The 15,636-nt window shown below is 40.9% G+C and carries 12 protein-coding genes and 1 pseudogene; all 13 read right to left on the reverse strand.

What is annotated here, in order from left to right; genetic code table 11:
- Nucleotides 1-532 precede the first annotated feature (532 nt).
- Nucleotides 533-1,286: pseudogene (locus tag ACTNBF_RS07650) on the reverse strand (flotillin family protein); the annotation flags it as partial.
- Nucleotides 1,280-3,130, reverse strand: a complete 1,851-nt coding sequence (locus ACTNBF_RS07655; RefSeq protein ID WP_441017281.1) for an ATP-dependent nuclease — start codon at nt 3,128-3,130, stop codon at nt 1,280-1,282. The gene ACTNBF_RS07655 and the pseudogene ACTNBF_RS07650, both read right to left, overlap by 7 nt.
- 312 nt (nt 3,131-3,442) lie before the next feature.
- A complete protein-coding gene (locus ACTNBF_RS07660) occupies nt 3,443-4,618 on the reverse strand; it encodes an iron-containing alcohol dehydrogenase (protein ID WP_427820548.1) in 1,176 nt (391 codons plus the stop codon).
- 110 nt (nt 4,619-4,728) lie between these two features.
- Nucleotides 4,729-5,934 carry a MalY/PatB family protein gene (locus ACTNBF_RS07665; protein WP_427820549.1) on the reverse strand — a complete coding sequence of 402 codons (1,206 nt, stop codon included), beginning with the start codon at nt 5,932-5,934 and terminating at the stop codon, nt 4,729-4,731.
- A gap of 3 nt (nt 5,935-5,937) precedes the next feature.
- Entirely contained in the window at nt 5,938-6,903 is a 966-nt protein-coding gene (locus ACTNBF_RS07670) for an ABC transporter ATP-binding protein (protein WP_441089014.1), read from the reverse strand.
- A 2-nt stretch (nt 6,904-6,905) separates the two neighbouring features.
- Nucleotides 6,906-7,934, reverse strand: coding sequence for an ABC transporter ATP-binding protein (locus tag ACTNBF_RS07675; protein WP_427808077.1), 1,029 nt, complete (start codon nt 7,932-7,934; stop codon nt 6,906-6,908).
- Nucleotides 7,927-9,102 carry a M20 metallopeptidase family protein gene (locus tag ACTNBF_RS07680; protein ID WP_427808079.1) on the reverse strand — a complete coding sequence of 392 codons (1,176 nt, stop codon included), beginning with the start codon at nt 9,100-9,102 and terminating at the stop codon, nt 7,927-7,929. The genes ACTNBF_RS07675 and ACTNBF_RS07680 overlap by 8 nt, the downstream gene beginning before the upstream one ends.
- Before the next feature lie 12 nt (nt 9,103-9,114).
- Entirely contained in the window at nt 9,115-10,053 is a 939-nt protein-coding gene (locus tag ACTNBF_RS07685) for an ABC transporter permease (protein WP_427820551.1), read from the reverse strand.
- On the reverse strand, nt 10,043-11,011 hold the full coding sequence (locus ACTNBF_RS07690; RefSeq protein WP_427808083.1) for an ABC transporter permease: 969 nt from the start codon (nt 11,009-11,011) through the stop codon (nt 10,043-10,045). Before ACTNBF_RS07690 ends, ACTNBF_RS07685 begins: the two co-directional genes overlap by 11 nt.
- A gap of 82 nt (nt 11,012-11,093) precedes the next feature.
- Entirely contained in the window at nt 11,094-12,689 is a 1,596-nt protein-coding gene (locus ACTNBF_RS07695) for an ABC transporter substrate-binding protein (protein ID WP_427820552.1), read from the reverse strand.
- 246 nt (nt 12,690-12,935) lie between these two features.
- Nucleotides 12,936-13,475, reverse strand: coding sequence for a TetR/AcrR family transcriptional regulator C-terminal domain-containing protein (locus tag ACTNBF_RS07700; protein ID WP_441049541.1), 540 nt, complete (start codon nt 13,473-13,475; stop codon nt 12,936-12,938).
- 169 nt (nt 13,476-13,644) lie between these two features.
- Nucleotides 13,645-14,592, reverse strand: coding sequence for a DUF3878 family protein (locus ACTNBF_RS07705; RefSeq protein WP_441049542.1), 948 nt, complete (start codon nt 14,590-14,592; stop codon nt 13,645-13,647).
- The gene (locus ACTNBF_RS07710; protein WP_441049543.1) at nt 14,592-15,605 is read right to left on the reverse strand and encodes a transglutaminase domain-containing protein; all 1,014 of its coding nucleotides are present in this window, start codon (nt 15,603-15,605) and stop codon (nt 14,592-14,594) included. The genes ACTNBF_RS07705 and ACTNBF_RS07710 overlap by 1 nt, the downstream gene beginning before the upstream one ends.
- Nucleotides 15,606-15,636 lie beyond the last annotated feature (31 nt).

Genomic DNA, 15,636 nt, shown 5'->3' on the forward strand with positions numbered 1-15,636 from the left:
TACTTGAAATGCTTGATTTTACTGGGTTTCAAGCTATTTTTACCGTATTACCAATGTTTCTTCAAAATCCTGCAAAATTAATTTTCATTTAAGAAATTTTCGATTTCTTTTAGAATCTACTCATACTTTAGACACATTTTCAGTATATACTTAGAGTCAGATAGTTGATAACACAACTATCTCCCCCCTCATAAAGTAAGCGCAATCGGGGATTCCCGATTGCCGCACTTTACTCTCATTCCTTTAGATAACGATAAAGAAATCCGCCAGTCCCCATGACTGGCGGATTTTCTTTATTCATTATCATTCTTATCACTGTTTTCAGCTATTTTCGCCCCGGCAAATCCTGCCAGCACTGCCTGCAGATCAATTCCTGTGGATTCTTTGAGTCCATCCGTCACCTGATTCAGAGTTCCCATAATATCTTTCATCAGTTTTGCGGAATTTCCTTCACCGTACATCGTAATCTTATCAACTTTTGCGAGTGGTTCCGCATTGATCTGCGCTTCTTTTGACTCTCTGTCAGCCTCCGCCTTTACAACTGCTTTTTCTTTCTGTGCTTTTGCAATTGCATTGGCAATCTCCAGTTCGGAACTTACCTGTGCATCGTTCACCTCTTTCTTGGCGATCGCCTGAGCCCGGGCGATTTCTTTTTCACTTTCTGCTCTTGAAATCGCCGCATTTTTCTGGATCTTAACGATATTATCCACACCAAGGTTCTCAATGACACCATTCTCATCCACAAAATTCTGCACGTTAAAGCTGACAATATCAAGTCCCATCGCCGCAAGGTCCGGCTCGGAGTTCTCTTTTACAAGTGTCGCAAATTTCTGGCGGTCTGAAACCATTTCCTCCAGATTCATCTTGCCGACGATCTCACGCATGTTACCTTCCAGAACTTCTCTTGCAACCTGCTTGATATAGTCTGTCGGCTGATTCAGGAAGTTCTGAGCCGCCAGTCCAAGTCTCTGTTCATCATCACTGATCTTCACATTGACGGCCGCATCGACCCGGATGTTAATATAATCGGCTGTCGGAACCGCACTCGATGTCTTCACATCGATTGGAATCAACTGCAGATTCAAAGCATCCTTCTTTTCAAGAAACGGAATCTTGATGCCTGCTTTACCGATCAGGACTTTTGGCTGTTTCCTCAGACCGGAAATGATAAATGCCGTATCGGGAGATGCTTTCACATACTCTGTAGCCAAAAACAGAACAAGGATTACCACGACCACCGCAACAGGAATAATCACACCTGCCATTTCAATAATTTCACTTAACATTTTCGATTTTCAAAATAGATAAATCGGTCTATCGCGTCAAGAATGTCTTCAAAATCCTCTCTCGGCGCCAGATCGATATATTTTCCAAGGATTTCTTCCTCTCGGTCCTTGTACCTTCCATAGAAAATATCGTAAAGATTATGTCCCCGCATATGGATCCGAATCTCTTCCATATGATCTTTCACATCCTGCACACATATAAGATCATGTCCGATTACTTCCCGAAGCTTTTTGCCGCTGGAAAGGCGATACAAATATTCCTTCCATTTTACGAGGAACGCTTCATAAAACGCTTCTTCCGAATCAACGATCCCGATCTTCGCCATAATACAGGGATTAAAGAAATAATTTTCAAAAGAATAATACTTCAAAATCAGTACATTTTTCTCTGTCACGCGCGGCAGTCCGTCTGCGTCCTCCAGATTGCGTTCTTCATAATAACGACACAAACTGCGCTTCAGCTTTTCACTGTCTTTGCCGTCTCCATCACGGATCATAAGGAACGAATCTTTCAGATAAATCTGGTTCATATATTTTAAATTCGCATACGTCTTGATGTTTGTGCAGCTGTTCGTTGTAATAATCGCAACTCTGGAGAGCTTTCCCTGTTCATCATATATCTCGGAATAGTATTTTCTGAGAAGAAGCGGCAGACGGCTTTTGTCCTGCTTTCCTTCCACGATGAATACAAAATCCACGTTCATCAGATCATTTGCCGAGTATCCCAGGTCATTCAGCACCGCACTGATATCCGTCTTCTCTTTCACCTGCGAAAATCCGTCCTCATCCTCTACAATCTGGCGAATCTGACGATTGTTGAAATTGGGAAGTAGGTTCGGAGAATGTGTGGAAAACATGACCTGCTTTTGTTTTGCCAGCCGATACAGAATATCTCCACTTACTTTCTGGAGCTGTGGATGCAGGAAGATTTCCGGCGTCTCCACGATCACAATGCATGGGAGCGCATTCTCATCATCCAGTCCTGTTTCCAAAAGGGAAAGCATGTAAATACTCCTCATCCCTTTGCCCATGTGTTCCGCCGGATGTGTTTCATTCCTGGATTTTCCCCGTATCTCGGCAGTCACCTGCAGCATACGTTCCACGTCACGATTCATAGAATAAATAATCTCCGCCTGTCCGCCGTTTTTGCGGAAATTCTGATTCACTTTTCTCGCAAATGCATCCAGATTCAGCTGGTAAAGCTTATAATCCAGAAGCTTAGCCGCCTCAAACGCATTCATTTCTTCCGGCGTTTTCTGATTGATCAGTCCGATACATGAAAAACAATGTGTACACTTCTTGGCGCGTTCAAACATACAACAATCCGCACGCATCTTCTTGAGCAGTTCATCCTCCTGAAGCAGAAGAATATCATCCTGAAGCTGCCTGAGATTTCTCTGTGCATCTACGTGATAAATTCTCGGAAATACCTCTAAAATATAAGGGTTATTCTTCTTCACACCATCACTATAACGTATCTTTCCATCCCGATTCGCCACAAACTCAAAGTCCACTTCACCGTCTTGAAAAGAAGGCAGTTTTTTGCAGAAATCCTGAAACCAGATATCATATCTTCTGTACTGACTTACAATGCCGTTCTGATGAAGTACATGCAAATCTTCTTCTGTTATCTCAAGCGTCATAAATATTTCAATATTCGGGAAGTCTTCCTGAAAATCTTCCGTACAGATCTGATAGGTCCCGCCCACCGCACAGACGGCCTCCAGCACTGCTGTCTTTCCGGTATTATTCTTTCCCACCAGAATTAATGCATTTTCAATCTCTTTGATGTACATATTACGGATAGATTTGAAATTTTTAATCCGAAGATTGGTAATCCTCATATGCAGCACCTCCACATCGCTATTTGCCTTTATCTTATCACAGCAAAGAATAATTAAGACATTTTTTGTAGCTTTCTTAAGAAGTTTTTTATATTTTTTCGATTTCTTTAATGGTCTCATCACATTTTGGACATATTTTCAGGGTATACTAAGTACCAGATAGTTGATAACACAACTATCTCCCCCCTCATAAAGTAGCGCAATCGGGGGAACCCGATTGCCACACTTTACTCTCATTCCTTTAGATAACTATAAAAACAACGAAACCCGTCAGCCGAAAGGTTGGCGGGTTTTCGCGTATCCAATTCATTTTTACAGCATCAGGCGATATATATTTTCCACATCCTGCTGATTCAATGTAACAAAACCACCGGTTGTTCCGTTTTCCACATCTCCATAGCAGCAGGTATATGCAAGTTTCTCAATATCTTCTTCTTTTGCTCCGAGTTCTTCAAAATTTTTTGGCATACCAATTGAAATCAGGAAATTCCTGAGTGCTTCGATTCCTTCTTTTGCTGTTCTCTCCGGATTCTGGAAATCCATCTGACATCCCCATACTCTTACCGCGATCTGCGCAAAACGCATGACATCATGGTGAAGATTATAAGTAAAGACAGCCGGCATAACCACAGCAAGCCCTGCACCATGTGCGCAGTCATACATTGCCGAAAGCTCATGCTCAATGCAATGGCTCGTCCAGTCCTGACTTCTTCCCACACCACAGGAATTATTATGCGCCATCATCCCGGCCCACATGATATTGGCACGTGCATCATAATTATCCGGATCTTCGATCACTCTTGGCCCCTCGTGGATCATCGTCAGAAGCAGAGCTTCGATCATCCGGTCTGTACATTCCACTTCTTTGGTATTCGTCAGATAACGCTCGTACAAATGTGCCATGATATCCGTAATGCCGCACGCAGTCTGATAAGCCGGCAGTGTCTGCGTCAGGGCAGGATTCATAATCGTGAATTTGGGTCTCAGTGCTTCCCCCGTAGTGGATCGCTTATACATTCCCTCTTCTTTCGTGATGACAGAATCAGCAGAGCCTTCGCTTCCTGCTGCCGAGATTGTGATCACCGTACCGATCGGCACGGCCTCATTTACAATACCGCCCTGATAATAATCCCAGAAATCCCCATCATACGGGACGCCTGCCGCGATCGCTTTGGCTGAGTCGATCGTGCTCCCTCCACCCACAGCGAGAATAAAATCCACGCCTTCTTTCCGGCAGAGTTCGATTCCTTCATATACGAGTCCGCTTCTCGGATTCGGCTTTACACCGCCAAGTTCTACATAACCAATCTGTTCTTCTTCCAATGATTTCTTCACGCGCTCAAGCAGTCCGGAGCGGATAACGGAACCGCCGCCGTAGTGAATCAATACTTTTGTTCCTCCGAAACGTTTTACATATTTTCCTGTTTCATTTTCCGTGTCTTTGCCAAACGCAAAATACGTTGGTGCATAAAATGTAAAATTTTCCATACATTCTCCTTTATCTTCATCATCAAAAGTCTGAAAAGTTTCCCTTTCTGTCAGAAAATTATACCATGCGGAATAGGGAAAAACAATCGAAGTTTCATCCCTAAATAAGTTTATGGATTGAAAACATACTTATCCAATCGTTCAAACGCCTCCTGCACCCTTGTAAACGGAAGCGCCAAATTCATTCGGATCGAATGTTCTCCGTGAAACGGTCTTCCATCCTGCCAGCCGACACCTACACGATATCCCGCTTTCAGTAGCTCATCCATCGTCTTGCCATTTTTTTCGCACCACTCGGTGCAGTCCAGGAACAACATATAGGTTCCCTGCGGCTTGCTTAACGTCACGCCATCAAAATGTTCCAGAATATAATCATATGCGTAGTTCACATTTCCGGACAATACTTCCCGCAGTTCATCGACCCATTCCATACCTTCCGGTCTGTAAGCTCCCATCAGAGCATACATGGACAATACATTCATGGAATTATAATGGCACTTACTGCTGCAGGCGCGTACGCGGTCACGCAGATAAGAATTATAAATAATATGATAGCTTCCAATCAGTCCCGCCAGATTAAATGTCTTGCTCGGTGCGTAAAGTGCCATTGTACGATTTCTTGCATCTTCGCTGACCGACTGCAGCGGAGTATGATGATTTCCATTTAAAATGATATCGGACCAGATTTCATCTGAAATCACGATACAGTCATTCTTCCGATACACTTCCATTGCTTTTTCCAGCTCTTCGCGCTCCCATACTCTTCCGGTCGGATTATGCGGATTGCAGAAGACCGCAACGTGGATCTTATTCTTCTTGATCTTCTGATCCATGTCGTCATAATTCATTCGCCAGATTCCGTCTGCATCTCGCTTGAGCTCGCTGAGAACGATCTTGTATCCGGCATTGGTAATACTTCCTGTGAACCCGATATAAGTCGGACTGTGTACCAGAACACTGTCTCCGGGAGCTGCAAATGCATTTAGCGCTGAGACAAGTCCGCCAAGTACACCATTCTCGTATCCGATACATTCCTTCGTGAGACCAGTGACATGGTTCCGTGTCTCCTGCCAGTTGATGATTGCCTGATAGTACTCTTCTCTTGTTGAAAAATATCCAAATGCCGGATGCGAAAGTCGCTCGCTGATTGCTTCCTGCACAGTCGGGACGGTCGCGAAATTCATATCCGCAACCCACATCGGGATAAAATCAAATTCCTCATCACGAGGTCCGAATGCCGGGGATTTTTCCGGCACATCAACTGCTATGGCATCCTTTCCTAAACGATCCATAATTGTTGTAAAATCATACTTCATTATTTATGCATCCTCCTTGTTATACAAATGGCAGGCCACAAAATGACCCGTTCCAATCTGTTTCATTTCAGGTTCGATTTCCCCGCATTTGGCAGTTGCATACTTGCATCTTCCTCGGAAACGGCATCCTTTTGGGGGTGAAATCGGACTAGGCACATCGCCTTTTAAAACAATACGTTCTCGTGTTGCTTCTACATCAGGATCAGGTATCGGAATTGCAGACAAAAGCGCCTGTGTATATGGATGGACAGGATGTGAGTATAATTCATCTGAAGATGTTAATTCTACAATTTTACCCAGATACATTACAGCAACCTGATCTGAAATATGTCTCACCATAGAAAGATCATGTGCTACAAATAAATATGTAAGCCCCATTTTATCCTGCATTTCCCGAAGTAAATTTACAATTTGTGCCTGAATAGAAACATCCAGTGCAGAAATAGGTTCATCACATACCAGAAATTCCGGATGAATTGCTAATGCTCTTGCAATTCCAATCCTTTGACGCTGTCCGCCGGAAAATTCGTGAATGTATCTGTTTGCATGCTCACTTTGAAGACCTACCTGTCTTAACAATTCCTGTACTATTTCCCGTTCTTCCTTTTTGGAAGCCATATGATGAATCCGTATTCCTTCTGCTATAATGTCGTTCACTTTCATACGTGGATCTAGAGAAGCATATGGATCCTGAAAAATTGTTTGTACTTTTTTGGTAAAATCTTTCCTGTCTTTTCCACGCAACTCATGGACATCCTGTCCTTTAAATAACACTTGTCCTCCGGTACGGGAATATAAACCTGTACAGGTTCGCCCACAGGTTGTTTTTCCACATCCCGACTCCCCTACCAACCCAAGGGTTTTTCCCTGATATATTTCGAACGAAACATCATCAACTGCTTTCAATATCTGATTATTCCCCATAGGAAAATATTTTTTCAAATGGGATACTTTAAGGACTGGTTCCATTTTTATGCTTTTTCCACACATAATGCGCCTCCCGTCTCAAATGGACATTCTTTTTTTCCTTTTTCATGATGTAACCAACAAGATGCCTTATGATTTCCATCAAACTGAAATACCGGTGGTTCCTGTCTTGTACAGATATTCATACAGTACGGACATCTGTCTGCAAATGCACATCCTTTAATCGGAAGAAGAAGATCTGGTGGAGTGCCCTCAATAGATACTAGATTCTTCTTTCGATCTCCATCCAGTCTTGGAACCGCATTTAGAAGACTCCATGTATATGGATGTCTCGGATGATAAAAAATATCTCGTCCACATCCCTTTTCAACAATTTTTCCAGAATACATGACAGCAATATGGTCTGCCATATCTGCTACGACCCCTAAATCATGCGTAATTAATATTATAGATGTTTTTAGTTCTTTTTGCAATTCTTTCAACAATTCCAAAATCTGTGCCTGTATCGTCACATCTAACGCAGTGGTTGGTTCATCTGCAATTAACAGTTTCGGACTGCATGCGAGAGCAATTGCTATCATAACTCGTTGTCTCATTCCTCCCGAAAATTCATGTGGATACTGCTTTATTCTCTTTTCAGGCTCCGGGATTCCAACTTTTCCAAGAAGTTCAACTGCTTTCTTCATCGCATCCTTTTTTTTCATTTTTTTATGTATGATAAGATTTTCTGCTATCTGCTTTCCAACGGACATGGTTGGATTCAAAGCTGCCAAAGCATCCTGGAAAATCATGGCACATTCTCCACCACGATAAGATTCCCATTCTCTTTCAGACTGCCCTATCAGATTCTTACCCGCATAAATAATTTCACTGCCTTCTTTCACTATACCAGGTGACTGGATCAGTCCCATGATCGTCTTGGCTGTTACTGTTTTTCCACACCCGGATTCTCCTACTATTGCAAGAGTTTCTCCTTCTTCTACCGTAAAGTTAACACCCCTGACAGATTTCACCTCGCCCGCATAAGTCTGATATGAGACACACAGATTTTTCACCTCAATTAAATTATTCATCTGAATTTCTCCCTTTCAAATAACGCAATGCATATTCTGTATACATGCGTGCTCCAAAATACAGCATACTTTCGTCAATTTTGAAGCCACTGCTATGTGCCGGACTTCGTTCTTCTTCCGATTCATTTCCAACTCCTAAAAACGCATATACACCTGGAACTTTTTCCAGATAATAGGCAAAATCATCAGAACCTGTGGAAGGATTTCCCTCATAAAGACATTTGTGTCCCATTAACGCAACTGCACACTCTGTTGCCAAACGACTGCAATTTGCATCATTGATTACCGGCGGCAGACCACACTGGCAAATTAAATCTGTCTGAACACGATAAGCAGCAGCAGTAGACTCAACTACACGTCTTACAGCCACCGGCAACTGCTCTTGAATTTTCTTGCTGTAATATCTTAAAGATCCTGTAAGTTGCGCTTCATCTGCAATAATATTTGCTTTTGTTCCAGCATGAAACGTTCCAACAGATACAACTGCCGAGTCTAGTGGACTTATTTCTCTGCTTATAATCGTCTGTAAGTTCATTACAATAGCTGATGCCGCCGGAATCACATCAATACCACAGTCTGGCGCTGAACCGTGTCCGCCTTTTCCTTTAACAGTAAGTGAAAAGAACCCTGCTCCAGCCATACAAATCCCCTCTTGTACCCGGATTTTCCCCGTAGGAATTCCTTCTTGAACATGAATCGCAAAAGCTGTTTCAACCCCGTCTAAAGCACCTTCAGCCAACATCTGTTTTCCGGCCCCGGCAAATTCTTCTGCCGGTTCAAATAAAAGGCGAACTGTACCGCCAAAATCATCTGCCGCCTCTGCTAACAATCGGGCAGCTCCCAAAAGCATAGCGACATGTGCATCATGTCCACATGCATGCATAACACCTGCATTTTTCGAAGAAAAAGATTCACCGCTTTCCTCCTGTATTGGTAAAGCATCCATGTCTGCCCGGAGTGCTACAATCTTATTTCCGGGTTTTCTGCCATGGATCTCAGCAATAATTCCTGTAGGGCACTTTTGAAATCTTTTGACATTATATCCAAATTCTTCCAACTCTTTTTGTATTCTTGCACTTGTCTTTTCTTCTTTTAGTCCAAGTTCCGGATATTTGTGAAAATGTCTGCGCATTTTTACAACATATTCCTGCAACTCTTTATCCGTCATATTTTTACTCCTTTATTTTACCATTTTAGGTTCTAATGCGTTTCGTAAAACATCTCCAAGGACATTAAAACTAAGTACTGTTAATAATATTAATGCTCCTGGGAACAAGGCTAATGTTGGCACATCCATAATCTGAGATTGCGCATTCTGAAGCATACTCCCCCAGGAAGACATCGGAAGTTTTACTCCGAATCCAAGAAAACTCAAAGAAGACTCTGTTAAAATGGCTCTAGCTATACTTATACTTGCGGCAACGATAATCGATGGTATCATATTGGGAATAATATGTATGAGCATAATTTCCATATTTCCTGCCCCCATATTTTTAGCAGCAAGAACAAAGTCTCTTTCTTTTAAAGACATTGTCTCCGCACGTACGATTCTGGCAACTCCCATCCATGAGAACATACCAATAATAACAACCATAGTAAACATACTTGGCGAAAGGAATGAATTAATTATGATAATCAGGAGAAAACTTGGAACAGACATGAAAATATCTACTGCACGCATCATTAAATTGTCTATTGTACCACCTATATATCCACTTATAGTTCCATATATGGTTCCCACTATGACTGAAACCAACATCGAGAAAAACCCCACAGTCAATGATACACGCCCCCCATACAAAGCGCGCGTAAAGTAATCTCGCCCTAAATTATCTGTACCAAAGAAATGTTCTTTATTTGGCAGTAAAAGCTTACTCCTTAAATCCATTGCATCTGGATCATATGGGGAAAGTGGTGCAAGAAGTGAGGCAATTATAATAATAATTAAAATAATCAAACAGATGATTGCCAATTTGTTTTCTTTTAAACTCATCAGAAGATTATAGAAGATGCCTCTCTCATAAATTTCATCTTGCACTTTATTTTCACGATTTGCAGGATCAAATGCATCTTCTTTTTCTATTTCCTCCAATATTATTTTATCATTATCAAGATTCATGTATTTTTTTTACCTCCTGCTTAATTCGTGGATCTGCCACCCCATATAATAAATCCGCAATGAAATTTCCTATAATCAAAATTACACAAGACAACATTGTAAATCCCATGATCATTGGGTAATCTCTTGAATTAATAGCGCTCATTCCGAGAGTTCCCATGCCTGGCCATCCAAAAACTGATTCAATGATAAAGGAGCCGGTAACCAGACTGGCAAGATTCATACCTGCAATAGTAATAATTGGAAGCAAACAATTTTTCAAAACATGTCCTGTCATAATTCGTCTTTTTGAAACACCTTTGGCTTTTGCTGTCAGAACATATTCTTCTTCCAACTGAGTAATGGTGTTAGAACGAATATATCGTGTAAATACTGCTGTATTTCCTACGCTTAATACGATCCCGGGCAGAATTAAATGCCACAAAATATCAAGAACCGAATTACTTCCTACTGTTCTCATTCCATTACTGGGAAGCCAGTGCAAGTTCAGCGAAAAGATGATTATCAACATTAACGCAAGCCAAAAAGCGGGAATAGAGATTCCAATATATGCAAATATGCTGATAAACTGGTCTGCAGCCTTATTTTTTTTCATTCCAGACACCAAACCAAGTGGAATTGACATTAAAATTGACAAAACAAATGACGTCCCCATTAAAAGCAATGTTGCAGGAAGTTTTTCAAAAATCTGTTTTGCAACTGGTTGATGATTAATCAATGAATTTCCCCAGTTTCCTCTGCAAATATTTGACAACCATGCCAGATACTGTTCTGCGATTGTGCCATCTAATCCCAAATCTACGCGGAGCTCATCAATTTCCTGCTGTGTCATATCTTGCCTGATATACATATTTATCGGATCTCCCGGTGCAAAATGAATAATCATGAACGAAAAGATTGACACAAGTATAATTACTGGTATCATTTGCAAGATTCTTTTTACAATATACCTTCTCATATTGTCTCCTTTTCAAAAAAAGAAGGGACTGTGAGAAACATTCCGTTCTTCCAACCCCTTCTTTTACAGTTTTAATTAGTTATTAATTTGTCATGTAAAGCTGTGTATAGTCTTCAAATACCGGTACTACATTAATCGCATCACATCCTTTTAGATGCTTGTCTACAGCTAAAATGAAGTTGCAGTCAGAGATCGGAACCATTGTATATGCATCTTTAATCTGTTGCTGTAATTCGGCATAAATCTGAGCACGTTCTTCTGGATCGGTTGTTGCATCTCCTTTATTCCACAAATCGGCAATTTCATCAGTTGTACATAAGTTTTTACTTAAAAATCCCTGATTACTAAACATGTACTCATCTCCCTGATTGTCTCCATTTGTTGAATAACCATTCAATCCTAAATCCCAATCTCCTAAATCAGTATAGAAGAATTTTTCAAAAAATCCTTGTGTTTCATAACCAGTTACTTCAACGTTAATACCAACTTCTTTCAACTGCTGCTGGATAATTAATGCACAGTCTTCCATATTTGCACGGCTTGAGTTATAAACAAGCTGAAGTGTTTTTCCTTCAAGTCCGGCTTCTTTTACCAGTTTTTTTGCTTCTTCAAGATCATGTTTGTATCCATCAATATCTTCATAATAGAAATTCTGATCACAGAAAACAGTTTTCGCCGGAACGGCAATGTCGTCAGAACCATATGCTCCTTCTACAATTGCAGGAACATCTAAAGCCGTCGCAATTGCTTTTCTGGCTTCAATGTTTTTCATCAATTCACTGTTCGAATTAAATCCCATGTAGTTGATTCTGCCTTCGTCCAATGTTACCATTTCATAATTGTCATTTGCAGCATATTTTTCATACTTGTCAATGGTAGATACACGAATAATATTCAACTCTCCATTTTCAAATGCAATTTCCTGTGCACTTTCATTTGGCATAATTTTAAATATAACTGTATCAAGATTAACATCGCGATAGTAATCATCAAATTTTTCAAGTGTGAGACTTTCGCCTTTTTTCCATTCTTTTACTTTATATGGACCAGAACCAACACCCTGTGTAGTGTTCAATGCTGAAGAAGCTATGTTTTCCTCTCCTTCATAGACATGTTTCGGAATCAGTTTCATTGATCCGAGAGTTGCCACGTACGAAGCAGAAACTTCTGGAAGTTTCACAGAAAATGTCAATTCATCAATCTTTTCAACTGTAACTGGTTTCTGATTTACTTTCGTTCCACTGCTTGATTTATTATCAGGATTCATACGAAATTCAAAATTCCACAGTACATCGTCTGTTGTGATACTCTCTCCATCATGCCATTTCAAATTGTCGCGAAGCTTTACTGTAATCGTAAGTCCATCATCAGATACTTCATGGCTTTCAGCAAGATAGTAACGAACACCATCTTTTGAAACAATATAAAGCGGATCATAAACAGGTTTTAACATAGTCATTCCTTCATCACCTGTTTCGTATAGGATATTTAAGCTTGAAATGTCTGTAGGCATTGCTCGAACAATGGAACCGCCTTCAATTTTTTCTCCAGTTGCTTCTTCCTTTTGTGTCTCTTCTTTTGTGTCTGTTGTCTTCTCTTCACTCTTTCCACCACATCCGGCAATCAAACCTACTGCCATAACCGATGCAAGAAAGATTGCTAAGATTCTTTTCTTCATAAAAGTATCCTCCTTTTTGTCTCTCACCAGTTTGTCTGCATCTTCTGCGAGAGTATAACCTAAATATCACTTTGATTATAAAAGGAATTCATAGAAATCGGAATTTACAAACATTCCTTGTTGTTCATAAGGTTAACAAATAGCACGAAATGTAAAGCTTCTATGGCATTGATTAGGTGTATAATAAAAAGTTTATGGGAAATATGATCCGCAGTTTCTTGAAACTCTTCACATATTTCCCATAAACTAATGATAGAATGCACTGATTGGCTCCGGTATACAACCGCATATCAGTTGTGTTATTTCTTTAGGACTTCTGTTATCCTTCGAACGTATCCATCGAAAAATTACTGTCGTTCTTGTCAAATTCCACATATAAAGTGAAATCATAACTTCTTCCGAAAGTTCGCAAACTCCCAGCTCTCGTTTCAAATGGCTTTCCATACATGCCACCGCATAATCAGTCACATAATCTTCTATACAATTTTGCCCATGATAAGAAGAAACGTTGATATAATAATCCCGTTCCTTTAACATATACTCAAGAAGTCTGGTATGATATTTCCTCCAGTTTTCGCCAGTAAACCCTTTGCAGATCTGGTCTGCATCTGTCCTGTAAATCCAGCAGACAAGATCATATTTATCCTTGAAGTGATTATAAAATGCTGTTCTTGATACTCGACTGTATCGTACAATGTCCTGAACACCTATATCGGTAAACGAATTTTCTTTAAGAAGTTCCTTTACTGAATTAGCCAGAACTCCTTTCGTATCGGGCTTTAACATACTTCCTCATCCCACCCTTTTGATATTATTTTATCGTTTTTCGGGGCAGAAGTCCAATTGATTAACTTGATATTTCGACATTTTTATTGTTTTTTTCTATAAGTGACTAGGGGACGGGTACATAGACACTCACTCATATCACCACAATCGTTTTCCTAACACTTGCCCATTATAATTCATAACTCTCCACTACCACTTTCCTATTCACGATCCCCTTCTCCCAGATCATCAAATGTACCTGAAAATTAATCCCGTCTTTCACATTCACAAAGGGTTCTTCTCGGAGAAGTACAGATTCCCGCCCCTGAAGTTTCAGTTCTTCCTGCCTCTTTTTCACCTTCTCAATCAACGCCATATATTTTTGATCTTCTTCTCCGAATGAGCGCCTCGGATATACTGCAGATTCTTCTTTTAATCTCTTATTTAATAAATCCACCAATTCTGCATGCGCATTCCGGTGCAGCATTCGTGCGATCTCTTTAGCCACCGTCGAAAGAGGATATCTTCGATAAAATCTGAGGATCCGCTTCATTCGCTTATCATTCACCTTGCCGGCCAATTCTTCCATCACCGTGATTGCCTCTTCGGATGGTCTCCATCCATCTTCTCTCGGTACAATATATTGATTCGGAACCGCCGGATAACAGCAATAATTCAACGGCGGGAATTCCGACAATGCAGCTAATTCTCGCTCCTTGGGCGTGCAGAATTCCTCCCCCAGATAATACAATTTATCTCTTAAGATTGCGATCCGATACTCCAGCTGTCTGAGATATTCGTATCCCCGTACCCAGAAATGTCCGATTTCTCCATAATCATAAAGATGTACCTCTGGAAATATATCATCAAAAAACAGAGTGACCACTGAATTTCCCTGGCGTACAATCAAAATATACTCCTTACCATTATGGCTGATGGAGGCTTCCAGCTCTCCTTCATAGTCTTTCCGGTACTCCCCGGTCATCCTTGCATTTTTAAACACCAGAAAGCTCTCCACCGCATCATTCATCAAATAAACAAGACGAATGTCCTTGTCTGCCTTTTCTTGCTTTTCCCGAAACACCAGTTCAAATTGATCCTGTTCCAGAAGTTCCTGCAGCATAGCTAATGCATCCACTATTCCAGTTCTCCTTCATTTGCTTCTTCCACCACAACTTCCGCCTGACCAATTTTTTCCGTAAACGCGAATCGGATGACTGCCTGTGACCAGTTCAGGCTGATCTTTGCTCGTTTTCCTTTCTCTTCTCCTGCCTTTTGGATCAACTCCAACAGTTCTTCGAGTACCGTTTTCGTCAAATATCCTCCTCGCCAGTGGAATGTGAACATTTTCCCTTTCTTCGCCGCCTGAAGCGCTCTCTTATATACCTCTTCCTTTTTGGTAAATGATAATTTCTTTTCTTTATAATAAAAATGATCCCCATCTATACAGGCCGGTGCCGGTACGATCAAAGGCTCATGATCCCGAAAGATACTTTTATCATCCAGGTTGAAATAATCGTAACGCACTTCATCCTTTCCAAGCGTATTATCAAACGTTGCATCCAGATGATAATATTTTCCACCGATTTTCACAATATTCCATGTATGGCGATATTTAATCCCCTTATCCGGGTTGTTGCCGCAGACTGTAATGATGCACCAGATTCCCAGTGCATCACACAAAATCTTTACTGACTTTGCAATACCCTCACATACCCCGACACCTTGTCCAAGCGGACCGATGATTTCATGGGAATATGGCTTTTTCAGCTTATCATAATGTACATTTTCACAGATAAAATCGTGTATGTATTTCTCTTTGTCCCACTCGGGCAAATTCATTGCCGGGCGTACTAATTTGTCAACTCTCGCCTTCATGGCTTTCTGATGCTCTTTAATTTTCCCTTTTTCGAACAGATACTCCGGGACAAATATGAGATTGGGTGAATCCGGATAATATTTGTATTTATAGCCGGGCACCCAGAATATTTCCGGGTGGTCGAGGCGAAGGCGGAAGAACACGTTGTAAAGGTCTTCTGCTTCCAGTCGGGGAATCTGAAATTCATCTGAAATTGCAAGCACCCCCTGAAGGATTGCATGGTATGCCCCCTGCTGCTGTTTTGTCATCTTGTTGTAATAGTATGGTTCCATAGATCCAATTACCTCTTATTTCATCAAGGGC

The organism is Bariatricus sp. HCP28S3_A4 (assembly GCF_052066395.1).
Classification (GTDB): domain Bacteria; phylum Bacillota; class Clostridia; order Lachnospirales; family Lachnospiraceae; genus Allocoprococcus.